This is a genomic window from Arthrobacter sp. DMZ02-1R, assembly GCF_057747935.1.
Genome location: NZ_CM173230.1, coordinates 1,262,538 through 1,276,428, shown reverse-complemented (window position 1 = coordinate 1,276,428; position 13,891 = coordinate 1,262,538). Strand labels below are relative to the sequence as shown.

Sequence of the window (13,891 nt, the reverse complement as noted above, 5' to 3'; positions counted from 1 at the left end):
GAGCACGCGATGAAATGGGACACAAAGATGCCCCAGCGATGCGGAGGCGTCAAATGCGAGAGGCAGCCCAGAATTTTGCTTGTCATGACTAATCGACATCTGCTCGGCCAGAGGTTCGAATAAGACATCTACGGTGGAGCTCAGGAGATTCGAACCCCTTACCCACCCTCTTCCGGAGGCGCCCGGCCTGGACTGTCACACCCCGATGCTGCTGGGAATGGCCGTCCAGGCTAAAGACGGCCGCCGCTAGAGCCGGGTATCGAACGAATCGCAGAACACGTTCTCGTTGAACGTTCCCTGGAACTCGGACTTGCCCTGGATTTTCTGGATGGTGGCCCGAATGGCCTCGCGAGTCCCCGCGTGGGCGTTGATGGCAGTCTTGACCATCGGCACATCGATCAGGTGGTTCGGCTGGTTCAGGGAGACGAACACCGTGGGGACCTCAGTGACGTACCAGGGGATTTCCGCCGCCATGGGGCTGGACCACTTGATGCGGATGGCAGCTTCCTGGGCGAAGCCCTTGACATTGGCGAAGACGAAGGCAGCGTCGTATTTGTCCGCGTAGTCGCCGGTCGCTTCGTCGGAGATGACGCGCATGAAGTTCACTCCGGACTCCCCCGCGGCTTCACGCTGCTCGGCCGTCTTGAAGACGTGGACTTCAAAGCCTGCGCTTTCCAACTCTTCCTTGACCGTGTCCAAGTAGGCCAGCGGATCCGCCCGGGTGAAATCGGAACCGCCGGAGATGCCGTACAGGCGGATGCGCTTGTGCGTTTCCGGCGTGATAGGCAGGTTGCTGGCGGTGTCCTTGATCAGGGTGACGGTCTTGTCTGCGATCTCGGCGGCGACGGCAAGATGGGCGTCGCTGCCAATCACCCGGAGCGCCGCGGGCGGCGGCGTCAATTCTTCCGGGAGCTTCTTATGCAAGCCCAGGCTGGCCTTCAACGCCAGGATCCGGCGCAGCGCATCGTGGAGGCGCCGCTCTGTGATGATTCCTGTTTTGTAGCCGTCCGTCATGTACTGGAAATCCTCCGCGGGGTTGCGGAAGAACAGGAACATGTCGCAGCCGGCGGCGATAGTGGCCGGAACCAGGTCTTTGCGCTTCATCGCCTGGGTGAGGCCGATCATCTGTGAGGCATCCGTGAGGATCAAGCCGTTGAAGCCGAGTTCACCACGGAGCAGATCCTGGAGTAGCTCCGGAGCGAGGGTGGCGGGCAGGATGTCCTTGTCCTCCGTCCCTGGACGGAAGTGCCGGGTGAGCTCGGGCGCTCCGATGTGTCCAACCATGATCGATTGGACTCCGTGGCCGATCATCTCCCGGTAAACGTGCCCGTAGCTGGAATTCCAATCCGCGTACCCGAGCGTGTTGTAGGACGTAACCACGTGCTGGTCCCGTTCGTCCACGCCGTCGCCCGGGAAATGCTTGATGGCACAAGCGGTGGGCGATTCGCTGATTCCGTCGAAGTACTCCTTGGCGCGCTCCACCACGATTTCCGGCGTGTTCCCGAAGGCCCTGGTGGAGATGACCGTGTTCCGCCAGTTGTAATGAATATCCACGATCGGTGCGAAGGCCCAGTTGCAGCCCAGAGCCGCGGTTTCCACTCCAGCAACCTGACCCATTTTCCGGGCGATGGACTTATCCGGGTGCGAGCCGGCCTGCAGGTGCGTCGACACAAAAGTTCCATCGTCGCAGCTTCCGGCTCCCCCCATTTCCGGATTGGACGCAACCAGGAGCGGGACGCGCGTTTTGGACTGGGCGTAGCGGATGTGCTGCTGCACGGCGGCGGAGGGACCCGGCTTGTACCGCATGCCGCCCACATGGTAGTTCTCCAGCACGCCGTCGAGGTACTGCGGGGAGTAATCGTTGTTGTGGTTGATGAAGAGCTGCCCGATTTTCTCCTCGAGGCTCATGCCGCCGATCGTGGATTCCACCCATGCAACGGCGTCGTCATCGAGGTTGAATGGCGCCGCCTGAAGTTCGACGTCGAACTGGCGCGCTTGGGTGCCCTCGGCCCCGGCGCCCTTGGTTGCCGGAGCCGTGGAACGGCCGACGGCGGCAATTCCTGCGAGCGCCTCAGCCACCACTTCGCTGACGGGGGCTGCGATATCCACGACGACCCCGGCCTCGTCGGCGTCGAGCGGTTCCAAGGTGGCGAGCTGCGAATCCAGCAGGGCGGGCGGCATGAAGTGGCCAGTGCGCCCTTCTGTCCGTTCCCTAAGCACCTCTTTGCTGCCGTGCAGGTGCAGGAAGATGGTGTCCGGGGCTTTCTCACGGATGGCGTCCCGGTAGCTGCGACGCAGGGCCGAGCAGGCAAGCACCAGCCCGCCATTTCCTGCGTTCGCAAGTTCTGTTCCAACCGTCGCTAGCCACGGCCAGCGATCCTCATCAGTCAGCGGAGTTCCGGCAGCCATCTTGGCAACGTTCTCCACGGGGTGGAGCGAATCGCCGTCGAGGAACGGAACCCCCAGCTCCCGGGCGACAAGGTCCCCGATGGTCGTCTTGCCGCAACCGGAAACACCCATTACCACAATGCGGCGCGGTGCTTCCGGGGCCGCCTCCGGATCACCGGCCGTGGCGGCGTTCCTACCAGTCATGAACGGTGCCGTCGACGAGGCGGTTGTAGGGCAGGTAGGCCTGCTGGTACGGGAAGGAGTTGGCGGCTTCCTCGTTGAATTCGACGCCGAGGCCCGGCTTGTCGCCCGGGTGCAGGTAGCCGTCGGTGAAGGTCATGGACTGCTCGAAGACCGTGTTGGTCTTGTCCGAGTGCTGCATGTACTCCTGGATACCGTAGTTGTGGATGGCCAGGCCCACGTGCAGCTGGGCGGCGAAACCGACCGGGGAAATGTCGGTGGGGCCGTGGAAACCGGACTTGATCTGGTACTGGGCGGCGAAGTCCATGACCTTCTTCAGCGGCGAGATTCCGCCGAAGTGCGTGGACGCGGCCCGGACGTAGTCGATCAGCTGTTCCTTGATGAGGGTCTGGAAGTCATAGACCGTGTTGAAGATTTCACCGATGGCCAGCGGCGTGGTGGTGTGCTGGCGGACCAGGCGCAGCCCTTCCTGGTTTTCGGCCGGGGTGCAGTCCTCGAGCCAGAACAGATCGTACGGTTCCAGGGCCTTGCCGAGCTTGGCTGCCTGGATCGGGGTCATGCGGTGGTGGCCATCATGGAGCAGCGGGATTTCCGGACCGAATTCGTTGCGCACGGCCTCGAAGACGGTAGGCAGGTGGCGCAGGTAGGCACGGGTGTCCCAGTCCTCCTCCTGCGGGAACGCACCCCGGCCGGCGGGTTCGTAGTCGTAGCGCTCCCCGGAGGCCTGCGCCTGGGCGGCCACGCCATAGACGGCCTTGATGCCCGGGATCGCGGTCTGGATCCGGATCGACTTGTAGCCCAGCTCCAGGTGCTCCCGGACCGAGTCGAACAGGGAGGGGATGTCCGCGCCCGAGGCGTGGCCGTACGCGCGGAGCCCGTTGCGGGAGGCGCCGCCCAGAAGCTGGTAGACCGGCAGTCCGGCCACCTTGCCCTTGATGTCCCACAGGGCCATGTCGACGGCGGCGATCGCTGCCATGGTGACCGGGCCGCGGCGCCAGTACGAGGACCGGTAGAGGAACTGCCAGGTGTCCTCGATGCGGTGCGGGTCCTTGCCGATCAGCAGCTGCGCGACGTGTTCCTTCAGGTACGCGGCCACCGCGAGTTCACGGCCGTTCAGGGTCGCGTCGCCGATGCCGGTCACGCCGTCCTCGGTGGTGATCCGCAAGGTCACGAAATTCCTGGTGGGGCTGGTCACGAAGACTTCAGCGGCAATGATTTTCACAGCTTTTCCTTTTCGTTTGAAATGAGAATCCCTGCCTCGGTGCCGAAGCTCCCGGACATCTCCGCGACAAGTTCCACGATCCCGGGGTCGGCGGCCAGTTCCGGATCCACGAGGCCGAGCAGCGCCTCGAGCCGGGCACGGCCCCCAAGCGCGTTGGCCGCGGCGATGTCTGCCGCCCGCGGGTCCTGAAGTCCGGTTGCGGAGGCGGTGTAGGCAGACCAGGCGGCGATCATGCGCGCAGCCGCTTCGCCGCTTCGGCCGGCGGCACGTTCGGCGCGGAGGACCGGTACGGCCCGCATGCGCAGTTTGGTGCTGCCGTCCATGGCTATCTGGGCCAGATGGTGGGCGATCCGGGAGTTCCCAAAGCGCTCCAGGAGGGCAGCCCGGTACTCGGGGATGCGCAACGCGTCGCCGTCGAGGTTGGCAGCGGCCTCGCCCCAGAAGTCTTCCACCGCCCGGCGGCAGGACTCGTCAGCGAGGGCTTCCGCCACGGTCTTGTGGCCTCGCAGCTGTCCGGCATAGGCAAGGAGCGAGTGGGCGCCGTTGAGGAGCCACAGCTTGCGGTTCTCGTACGGCTCGATTTCGTCCACGAAAATCGCGCCGGCGTCTTCCCAGTGCGGGCGCCCGGCGGGGAAGTCCCCGCTGAGGACCCAGTCGCGGAAGGGCTCGGCGACCACGGGCGATTCGTCGCGGTATCCGCAGGCGGCAGCGACGGCGTCGATATCGGCTTCGGTGGTACGCGGCGTAATGCGGTCAACGGAAGTGCTGACAAAACTAACGTTGGCGTCGATCCAGGCGGCGAGCCCGGCGTCGAACGCCAGCGCCATCCCCACCACGGCGTTTCTGGCCACGGACCCGTTGTTGGAAAGGTTGTCGCAGCAGACGACGGCGAGGGGGCCGGCGTCGGCATCGCGGCGCGCGGCCAGTCCCAGCACGAGGCGGCCCAACGGCGTCGACGGCTCGCCGGAAGAAGAACCGCCAGCGAGCACGGCGAGGTCCGCCGCGACGTCCGGTGCCTGGCTGTCCAGCTTGCCGTCGGCTCCAAGCCGGTAGGCGGCCTCAGTGATGGTGAGCGTGATGACCGACGTCAGTGGGGCAGCGACAAGCTCGACAAAACGCTCGACGTCGGCACCGTCAACAGCCTCGACAATGCTGCCGATGACTTCGAAAGAATCACCCGCGTCCGAACGCTCCACCAAGGTATAGAGGCCATCCTGGGCAGCCAGGACCTCTGCGGCGTCCGGGTGGCGGCCCGTGAAGGAGGCGATGCCCCATTCTGCTGCGTCGCCGGCATGCTGTGTGTACCACGCTTGGTGCGAGCGGTGGAATGCGCCCAGTCCCATGTGCACAATGCGCACAGGAGCTTTGTCTGTGGGCCTGACGGCACGGCTCAAGCGGGGCAGTTCTGTGGGCTGCTTGAGTTCGGTGGTCACAGCTTGAATACCCTTCGGGGTGAGGAGTCGACGACGTCGACGATGAGTTCGTGGGCGCGGGCTTCACTGACCCGGTGCTCGGCAACGAGGCGGGCGAGGAACGAGGCTTCGATCCGGCGGGACGCGTCGTGCCGGGCCGGGATGGAGCAGAATGCGCGTGTGTCGTCGATGAAGCCCGAGGACCGCGAGAAGCCGGTGGTTTCGGTGACGGCGGATCGGAAGCGGAGCATGGCATCCGGCGCATCAAGGAACCACCAGGGTGCTCCGAGGTACACGGCCGGATAGAACCCTGCCAGGGGTGCCAGTTCGCGGGAGAATACGGTCTCGTCCAGCGTGAACAGCACCAGGTGGAAGTCCTTGGCCGTGCCGAAGTCCTGAAGCAGGGGCCGGATCGCCTCGGTGTAGTTAGTGGCGAACGGGATGTCGTGGCCGGTGTCCGCACCGTAGGCATCAAAGGTGGGCTGGTGGTGGTTACGGAAGGAACCCGGGTGGATCGTCATGACCAAGCCGTCTTCGACGGACATCCTTGCCATCTGGTACATCATGTGGGCTTCGAAGGTGTTGCGGTCCGCGGGCGTGGCCTTGCCGGCACGCGCGAGTTGGAAGATCCGCTCGGCGTCTGTACGGTCCAGCTTGAGCGTTGCCGGGGTGAGGACGCCGTGGTCCGCGGAGACCGCGCCATGGTCCACGAAGTAGCGACGACGGTTTTCCAGGGCCTTGATGTAGCCGGTGTAGCCCGCGGCGCCGTCTCCGGCGGAATCGACAAGCCGGTCGACGTTGGCGCTCCACGTGGGGTGCGCGATGTTCAGATAGGCATCCGGGCGGAACGTGGGCAGGACGCGGCCATTGAAAGAAGGGTCGTCGGCGATAGCCTTGTGGCTCGCCAGGCTGTCCAAGGGATCGTCCGTGGTGGCCAGGACCTCGATGTTGAAGTCCTTGAAGAGCTGGCGGGGACGGAAGTCGGGCTCCACGAGCTTGGCGGCAATGGCGTCGTAGCTGGCGTCGGCGGACATGTCGCCGAGATCCCCGCCGAGCTTGAACACGCTTTCGAACTGCGTGCGCAGCCAGTAGCCCGAGGCCGTGCCCTCGAAGACGGGCCAGGCCTGGACGAAGGTTCGCCAGATCTCCCGCGATTCGGACCCGCTGACGCCCCCCGCGCGCAGCTTGTCCATGGAGACTCCGCTGGCGTGGATCAAGCGGGTGACGTAGTGGTCCGGGCTGACCAGGAGCGCGGCCGGATCAGGGAACGGCGTGTTGTGCTCGATGACGGCGGCGTCAACGTGGCCGTGCGGAGAGATGATGGGCAGGTCCTGGACGCGCTCCAGCAAGGAGCGCGCAATGCTGCGCGTCCCGGGATCCGCAGGCAGGAGGCGGTCAGGGTTGGCTGCGATCGACTGTGACATAGGTCAATTTTCGATCCGGGGAGGCAGTATGTCAACCGGTTGCCATCTTTTGCCATCTCGTTGCAACTATCCTCGAGGATCGCTTGAAACTAGGCGAGCAGCCGTCCGCTGGAGCCGCGCACCACGAGCTCTGTATCCACGTGAACCACTCCCCCGGGCCCCTCATGGCCGAGCAGCATATCCAGCAGCAGGGCTGCGGCGCGGGACCCGCACTCCCCCAAGGGTGACCTGACGGTAGTGAGTGCGGGGGTCGTGAAGTCCGCCCCGAAGATGTCGTCGAAGCCCACAATGCTGATCTGGTCGGGAACGCGCATACCGGCGGCCTGTAATTCCTGCATGAGGCCTATGGCGAGAAGATCGTTATAAGTGATGACCGCCGTCGCGCCGCTCTCCAGGACGTCGCGCGCTACTTGGCGACCGCCGTCGACAGTTGGCTTCGACGATTCCAAACGGACCGCCCCCAATTTGTACCACCCGCAGGCATCCTGGACTCCCTCCCAACGGCGGCGGGACATCCAAGACTGCGGCGGGCCGGCAACGTAGGCGAGCTTCTGATGCCCATTCGCGGCAAGGCTCCGCACAGCCTGGCTGATGCCTTTGTTCACGTCCGGAACCACGCAGGGCACGCCGTCCACTTCGCGGTTGATAACGGCCACCGGCTTCTCCGAGGCCAAAGCACGGATCTGTTCATCATCCATACGCGGGCTCGCCAGAATGAGGCCGTCCACGGTGCTCAACATCCGGCGGGCCGCGGTGAGCTCGGTTTCCGACGACTCCGCGGATTCAGCCAACACCAGGGTGTAGTCCCGTGCGGATCCCGTGGTCTCCGCGCCGCGGATAATGTCGAAGAACGTCGGGTTGGTAATATCCGCGACGATCAGCCCGATCGTTTGGGTGCGGCCAGTGGGAAGCGCCCGGGCGAACGGGTTCACCCGGTAGTTCAGCTGCTCGGCGGCATCCTCGATGATCTTCTGGGTCTTGGCACTGACCCGCCCCGGCTTGCTCAGCGCGCGCGAGACCGTGGAGGGGTTGACCCCCGCGAGCTTCGCGATGTCGTAGATGGTCGGTGAAGATTTCTCCCCGCGTGCACGCCTGGCTGGGACAGTTGCTGCTCCGGAGTTCGTCGCTTGGGTCACGGCTCCATCGTAGCCGTGCATGGCAACAATAAGCAGGACGGTTGCCAATCAATCGGCTGGCGACCGTCCAGCCCAAATGCGCGCCTAACTGCGAGCGCACTTCTCATTAGTAGCGCTTAGGGAACTTACCTTCTTCCCTGATGCGCTTGTTGAGCTCGCGCATGTACTCCTCTTCGTCAAAATCGAGGGAGACCTCCCTGAGTCCTCCGTCGTGTTGCGGGCCCACGTGGCCAAGTAGTTAGCTCACCTGCCCGGAAATCTCCGGGTAGCTCTGCGCGTAGATGTCTTTCACGATCCTCAGTGATTTTTGGGCTTCAGCAGGGCTGATCCAGAACGGAGCAGGATCCTCGAGCTTGGCGTAGAAGTCCTTGACCAGGAGTTCGTGGGATACGCCCCAGTACGCACGCCCACCTGATTCCAAGGCCCGTTCGGGGATGGTTTCCACGGTGCCGTCAGCGTAAATGATGTTGAGGTCGCCGCGAAGGCTGAGGATGGCCTTTTCGGTCACGACGTCCAGCGTCACGGGTGCATTGGTGGCGTTCGCCAGGGTGGCGTAGAAGACGCTGGTTGCACCGTTGGCGTGCCCGGCGACGAATTCCGCGGTGTCCTCCACCTCGATCACACCGCCCAGGGAACGTGTGGAGGCATGGCCTTCCACCTTTGTCACGTCACCTACCAGCCATTGGAGCAGGTCCACGGTGTGGATGGCTTGGTTCATCATGAGGCCACCGCCTCCTTCAGCCCAGGTGCCGCGCCACGGCCGGTCCCGGTAGTACTCGGGCGTCCGGTGCCACATCACGGTTGCCGAGGCGCCCAGAACCTGACCCAGCCCGCCGTCGTCGAGCATTCTCCGCATCGCTTGCGACGTCGCGTTGTAGCGGTTCTGGAAACATACGGCGATCTTCGTCGTGCTCCGTTCGGCCGCCTCCACCACACGGCGCCCCTCTTCGAGAGTGTGGGCCAGCGGCTTCTCGACAATCACGCTGACGCCGCGCTCAAGGCATTCCACCGCTAGCGAGGCATGCTGGTGGTGAGGAGTGCAGATATGCACGACGTCGGGCCTCACCGCCTCGAGCATCTCCAGATAGTTCGCGTACCCCTCAACGCCATACGCGGCTTCCGCCGCCTCCAGACGCACGGGAGCGGTGTCGCAGACTGCCGCGAGTTCGACGTCGTCCATCTTGGCGATCGCCCCGAAGTGCACGCTCGATACATCACCGCAACCGATGACTGCTGCTGTAGGCATTCTTGCTCCCTCGAAAGATGTGTTCCTTTGAACGTACCGGCCCTTAGGCCAAGGCAACACCGTTCTTAGCCGCGAGTGCCGCAAAGGCACGAGCTGCAGAACCGAAGGCGAGGGGCCCGGAGAATCCGCCCAGTTCGTGGGTGCTACGCACCTCGATGTGGCTGGCTCCAAGGGCCAACAGGACGGCTGCCTGCACGTTGGGATCGCGGTCTATTTCGTCGCCGAACCGGACAGGTTCCCTACGTCATTCACGGAAATCTCCTTTGGATCCGCCCGCCCGCAAGGCGGCAGCCGGCGCTGATTCGTTGTTCACGGGCATGCGCTTCCCCGAGTCTAGCCAGACCGGACCGACTTGACAACCGATTGCCACAAGTTGGCAACTATGCCGCTGCTGTCCACTGCGGAAAGGGTGAGTCTCGAACCGACACCAAAGGCCACCGGCATGACACCGGTGGCCTTCAGTGTTACCGCTGCCGTGAGGCTAGGCGGGGACGTCGAACCGCTGGCCTTCCGGCTTAGGCGGAAGGAACATGAAGATAAGCAAGGCCAGTCCACCGAGGAACGGAACAAGGCCGATAAGAATCATCCAGCCGCTGAAGTTCGCATCGTGCAGGCGGCGAACGACGAGGGCCAGGGACGGGACGATGACGGCCAGGCCCCAGATGACCAAGAGGATGACGCCGATGATCGCGCCGGGACCCGGAACCATGGTTCCGGAGTCACTGACGGTGGCGCCAGCGGAGCCGGCCACGGACGTGATGATGTTCAGCACGATGCTCACGACGGCGGCGATGAGGGTCCACCACCAGTATTCGCTGCGGCTGGCGCGGCCAGTGAAGGTGGCGTATTTCTTGAAGAACCGGCGTGCGGCCTCTCCGATGGGCGCACCATAGTACGGGGCCCAAAGCGGGACGGCGCTGCCGGCAGGGACGGTCTGTTGCTGCTGGTACGACAATGGATCTCCTCTATAGACGAGTGATTACGATTTATCGTAGGGCTCTAAACCGCCCGCAGAGTTGTCCTGCAGGTGAAATTCCAACGGCGTGTCGGAATATTGCGTTCGTTTTTTGATAAGACGCGCCGGTCGCAGGTCCTTTGTCCGCGCTCTTTTTCCCTTCACCGCCACTTGGCCCGGTGATTGTTTTGGAAAGCGGAAACTCTGTGCGCGATGTATGTGGAGAGTGGCCAAGCCACAAAACCCCGTTTCGACACATAGTTCCGAGAATCGCCGATTCACTGCCCGTGGCCCTGGTGAGTGGGGAGTGCAACGGCATCGAGGTGGGTTAGCTGAAAAGGCCGGTGCAGGGCTGGCGGTACCGACCCAGGAGCTCGGCGGCGTCCTCGGGGAGGTCAGCGGGGGCGTGTGCCTGACCGTTCCTCCACCAGTAGTGAGCGTGCTTGGTGATCTCATCCCATTGTCTGGCTTCCGTCCTGTAGTACGTACAGGTCACGTCACCGTCGCTGTAGCTGGCGACCCCAAACAGATTGCCGGCGCCGTCTGCGGTGCGGGTGGCTGCGACGATGACAAAGGGCCACTGGCCCAGGTTCCACCCATCGGCCCCCCAGTTTGGGATGGCGGCCCATCCGTGTTCCCTGATCAGATCCATCCAGCCGTATCCATCGTGAATGCGATAATCGCCTAGGACCACGACGGCGGGGATTACCTCGCCTGTGTCCTTGGTGGTGACGGGCCCTATCCCGACGGCGTTCATGGTTGTGCGTCCAAAACTCCGGCAGCTGTTTTGCTGCCCGTGAGCGCTGTGAAAAAGGACATGAGACCCTCCATGGATTCGGTCTGTCGACGTTCCGGACACGGCCGCCCCTGCGGCCCACACCCCGGTAATCGATGCACCACCCGGAAAAGTCACGGGCCGGGGAAGGTTTCTTCGAAATTTTTCCGCTCTGCCCCGAACACCCGCCGTCCCGAAGAAGGTCTTGAAGTTCTGTATTAGCGAGAAGACGTCGGTCGCGTGCCGACGCGGCCAGATTGATCATCTGGGGGCACCCACCTCACCCCAGCGCAGCCCAAGTACGGGTGGCAGCTCGCTTCGTGTCGACGACTATGTCGACGTGGCGGCAAGCCTCAATCTCCAACTTCCACTTGGTGTCGAAGATGTCCGTAACGATCACTGTCAAAGCCGGACGATGCTCACCAAGTACGTCCTGCCGAACCGCCGTATTGACTTCGGCAAAGTCTCTGCTGCCAAGGAAAGTGGTCACCTTGACCAGATCGGTCACGCTCATCCCAGCCGAGTCAAGACAGGACGCAATATGGCGCCAGATCAGACGACACTGGCTCTCAGTGTCGTCCGGCACGAATCCCTCAGCTGTCTCCGGAATCTGCCCGCTGATGAATAACAGCCGCTGCCCCGCAGGGACCTCGAGACGGCCCATATGAAAGCACCTCGGCTGAAAAGAACCTGCCCACAGCTGCGGGCAGACCCGGCAAGGGGTGTCTGGACCATGGGAACCTCTCCACCCATGGGTGCTGCTGGGACCGGGACCGCTCCTCAACTGCATCGATAATGCGGAGTGAACCGGCAAACCACAAAAGCGGCGCAAAGGCCTTGCGCTCGGATGTGACGATCGCTGGCTCGTAAAACAATCCGAAGGAATGATTTTGAAATTGTTGCAGACCTGCCCTACGTACACGCTCGGCTCCTATGTGTTTGCAGGAACTGTAGGATCCTGGGATCATCGCCCTCACGATTCAATTCTCCGGCCCAGGGATCACGCCGTTCCAAGCGGTCTACACGTGCGCCCGGGATGGATCTCTGAGCGTCGGTGACCGGCTCGGCGCAATTGTTGATCCGGCTACTAATCTCTACGCCACCCCAGGCCGGCGCTAGCCGGTTGACCTCCCCGGGGGCCGGTTACAGACACGGTTGCCGCTTACAAAAGTCCGCATAGTGAGCCATGGGTGACGTGCGGCTTCAGCCGGCCTTCCGCTGCCGCGGCCTCTAGGAGACTCGTCAGTGGCGCGGTCCGGCAAGCGCGAGTAACTATCGTCCTAAGTTCACCAAATTCACCCGGATTCCCAAATTCACCAAATTCACCAAATTCACCCAGATTCACCTGAGGAACGTGGCGTGCTCGACATAGAGAACCCGTTCCGGCCCACGGCCCGAGCTACCCCACCGGAAGTCATCGGCCGGACCGGGCTTCTGGATGAATTCGAATATGGTCTGCGGCTCGGCTGCGGAGCCCCTGGGCTCTTGTCAACCTTCACTGGTGCTCGCGGCATCGGCAAGACAGTCATGCTTGGAGCGGCCCATGACGTGGCTCTGGAGCACGGATGGGCCGTGGTGGCGGAGACCGCGACCGGAACCTTCATGGGCCGGATCGGCGAAAAAATGCGGCGACTAATCCAGGAGCTTGACGGCCAACCCGAATCCCGTCGTCGTATCACGGGGATTTCGGTTGCCGGGTTCAGTGTCACGTCGCAGCTTTCGCCCGAACGCCAGGTGGACTGGTGGGAACTGGGGGAAACGCTCCTGAGGCTTCTGGACGAACGCGGGACCGGGCTCCTCATCACCGTCGATGAGATCCATGCGGCCGAGCGCGCCGAGCTGGCCCAGCTGGCCCAGCTGGCGGCCAACGTCCAGCACTTCATCCAGGACCGTCTGCCCATCGCACTGATCTTCGCAGACCTGCCCTCAGCCGTATCGGACCTTGAACGAGGGCGTGGCAACATTCCTTCGCAGAGCCGACAAGATCGATCTCCATGCCGCCGCGGTGCGCGATGTCGAGACATCTTTCACGGAAACGTTCGCCACCGCCGGGATCACCATCGCTCCCAATCTGGTGCACACGGCAGCTGCAACCACCGGAGGCTACCCGTTCCTGATCCAACGGAAAGACCAACTTCGCCATTCCCGGACTGCGAGAGTACCTGCGCAAGAATCAGCCAACCTGACCCCGCCCGTCCGGCGACGGACTCCTGATTCAGGCTGGCCGGAGTTTGAGTCCTGGTCCTTAGCCCGGGAGCGGCAATGCGTCGGGGATGCGTGGCTTGGCGTTGCCTGCGAAGGTGACCGCCGCTCACCGGATGAAGGTTCCACTCTTTTGGGTTCGGACCAGCATGCCTTTGTCCTCAAGGTATGACCAGGCACGGCGCACCGTCGAAACGGCGAGCCTGAGTTCGTGTGCCATTTCCAACTCGGGAAGGAGCCTGGCTCCGTGAGGGATTTCACCGGAAGCGACCGACTCCTCGATGCTCTGGGCGAGCTGGTAGTACAGGGGCTCGGGTCCGTACCGCCTGAACCGCAGTACCTGCGCGAAGGGAACACCTGGCTCTGCAGGATCCCCTTCTTGAGCGGGGAACCGCTTCGGCCGGTCGTGGACGCAGCCACGCGGGTCCGGCGCGTTCCCGTCCACGATTGAAACCACAATTCCTCCTTCCCGTTTGTAGAAGCGGCCCTCTTGGACGAATGCGCATGTCTGCAGCGGGCATGCCGGTCCACGAGATCCGCTCCAGCGCTGCCGGGGCCTTCTGACCCCGACTGGAGGGACAGTTGGTCTCGGGATTCAGTTCGAGGGCGTGGTTTCCATGGGACATCTTTGTCGTATGGCGCGGACCTCTCGTGACCTGCGTCACTAATACTAACACGCGAAAGTAGTATGTTCGGTCAATCTGACAATTGGTCTGACCACCTAAACGCCCATGAGAATGCCGAATGTTTGGGAGTGCTGACCCGACTGGTCGACAGGGAACTTTTCCAAATGTCAGAACAAACTCTTGACATATCTAACGCGCGAAATGTCTACTGGTTGTGATGGACGCCACAGGGTGTCCATGCAAGAAACCCGTCACCGGCCTCGGCAGGCGGATTTGCGGGGCCATGAAAGGACTTGGACGTGTC

Annotated in this window: 12 protein-coding genes; 1 reads left to right on the top strand and 11 read right to left on the bottom strand. The window is 63.1% G+C overall.

Annotated elements, in window-relative coordinates; genetic code table 11:
• Positions 1-246: 246 nt before the first annotated feature.
• The 10 genes from AC3ANQ_RS06150 to AC3ANQ_RS06105 form a co-directional block, all read right to left on the bottom strand.
• Positions 247-2,592: a gluconokinase, GntK/IdnK-type gene (locus AC3ANQ_RS06150; RefSeq protein WP_488304271.1), complete on the bottom strand. Its 2,346-nt coding sequence runs from the start codon at positions 2,590-2,592 to the stop codon at positions 247-249.
• The gene (gene manD / locus AC3ANQ_RS06145) at positions 2,582-3,811 is read right to left on the bottom strand and encodes a D-mannonate dehydratase ManD (RefSeq protein WP_059387443.1); all 1,230 of its coding nucleotides are present in this window, start codon (positions 3,809-3,811) and stop codon (positions 2,582-2,584) included. The genes AC3ANQ_RS06150 and manD overlap by 11 nt, the downstream gene beginning before the upstream one ends.
• Positions 3,808-5,154 carry a mannitol dehydrogenase family protein gene (locus AC3ANQ_RS06140; RefSeq protein WP_488305267.1) on the bottom strand — a complete coding sequence of 449 codons (1,347 nt, stop codon included), beginning with the start codon at positions 5,152-5,154 and terminating at the stop codon, positions 3,808-3,810. Before AC3ANQ_RS06140 ends, manD begins: the two co-directional genes overlap by 4 nt.
• Before the next feature lie 86 nt (positions 5,155-5,240).
• Positions 5,241-6,647: a glucuronate isomerase gene (gene uxaC, locus AC3ANQ_RS06135; RefSeq protein WP_488304270.1), complete on the bottom strand. Its 1,407-nt coding sequence runs from the start codon at positions 6,645-6,647 to the stop codon at positions 5,241-5,243.
• Between the two features lie 89 nt (positions 6,648-6,736).
• Positions 6,737-7,783, bottom strand: a complete 1,047-nt coding sequence (locus AC3ANQ_RS06130) for a LacI family DNA-binding transcriptional regulator (protein WP_488304269.1) — start codon at positions 7,781-7,783, stop codon at positions 6,737-6,739.
• A gap of 238 nt (positions 7,784-8,021) precedes the next feature.
• On the bottom strand, positions 8,022-9,029 hold the full coding sequence (locus AC3ANQ_RS06125; protein ID WP_488304268.1) for a Gfo/Idh/MocA family protein: 1,008 nt from the start codon (positions 9,027-9,029) through the stop codon (positions 8,022-8,024).
• A 43-nt stretch (positions 9,030-9,072) separates the two neighbouring features.
• Positions 9,073-9,225: a hypothetical protein gene (locus tag AC3ANQ_RS06120; RefSeq protein WP_488304267.1), complete on the bottom strand. Its 153-nt coding sequence runs from the start codon at positions 9,223-9,225 to the stop codon at positions 9,073-9,075.
• A gap of 285 nt (positions 9,226-9,510) precedes the next feature.
• Entirely contained in the window at positions 9,511-9,984 is a 474-nt protein-coding gene (locus tag AC3ANQ_RS06115) for a DUF805 domain-containing protein (protein ID WP_488304266.1), read from the bottom strand.
• Between the two features lie 328 nt (positions 9,985-10,312).
• A complete protein-coding gene (locus AC3ANQ_RS06110) occupies positions 10,313-10,741 on the bottom strand; it encodes a hypothetical protein (RefSeq protein WP_488304265.1) in 429 nt (142 codons plus the stop codon).
• 298 nt (positions 10,742-11,039) lie between these two features.
• The gene (locus AC3ANQ_RS06105) at positions 11,040-11,423 is read right to left on the bottom strand and encodes a RidA family protein (protein WP_488304264.1); all 384 of its coding nucleotides are present in this window, start codon (positions 11,421-11,423) and stop codon (positions 11,040-11,042) included.
• Between the two features lie 695 nt (positions 11,424-12,118).
• On the opposite strand from AC3ANQ_RS06105, the gene AC3ANQ_RS06100 reads away from it, so the two are divergent.
• On the top strand, positions 12,119-12,973 hold the full coding sequence (locus AC3ANQ_RS06100) for an ATP-binding protein (RefSeq protein ID WP_488304263.1): 855 nt from the start codon (positions 12,119-12,121) through the stop codon (positions 12,971-12,973).
• A gap of 97 nt (positions 12,974-13,070) precedes the next feature.
• On the opposite strand, the gene AC3ANQ_RS06095 is transcribed toward AC3ANQ_RS06100, so the two are convergent.
• Entirely contained in the window at positions 13,071-13,418 is a 348-nt protein-coding gene (locus tag AC3ANQ_RS06095) for a GntR family transcriptional regulator (protein WP_488304262.1), read from the bottom strand.
• Between the last annotated feature and the right edge of the window lie 473 nt (positions 13,419-13,891).